Source organism: Rhodococcus sp. HM1 (assembly GCF_023218075.1).
Classification (GTDB): domain Bacteria; phylum Actinomycetota; class Actinomycetes; order Mycobacteriales; family Mycobacteriaceae; genus Rhodococcus.
In genome coordinates this window covers 1-386 of record NZ_JALPTB010000238.1, presented here as the reverse complement: position 1 = coordinate 386, position 386 = coordinate 1, and the positions used below count along the sequence as shown (strand labels likewise).

At 59.1% G+C, this 386-nt stretch carries 1 pseudogene; it reads right to left on the bottom strand.

The features are described 5' to 3' along the window. A pseudogene (gene hypE, locus M1M07_RS32590) lies at positions 1-386 on the bottom strand (hydrogenase maturation carbamoyl dehydratase HypE); the annotation flags it as partial.

The following is a 386-nucleotide window of genomic DNA, read 5'->3' as shown; positions in this document are numbered from 1 at the left end:
TCACCAATCAGCGCCGCGTCTTTCCCCAGTGGATGGGAATGTAACGCTGCCAGCACTTGCTCTGCCGCGTTGCGTTCAACAGGTATTACTAGTTTGCCTTCGTTGGCAAAGTTCAGGGCGTCCAGTCCCAGCAATTCGCAAACGCCACGCACGGCAGGTTTAACAGGCAGTGCCGCTTCTGAAAGTTCAATACCACAACCGCAGGCTGCCGCGAACTCATGAACCACCGCGTTTACACCACCACGGGTGGCATCACGCAGCGCTTTCACGCCGGGAATGTCACGCAGCGTCTGAATAAGCGGCGTCAGCACCGCGCAGTCGCTGACCAGTTCGCCATCCAGCCCCAGCTGCTCACGCAGGTTAAGGATAGTCGCCCCGTGGTCGCC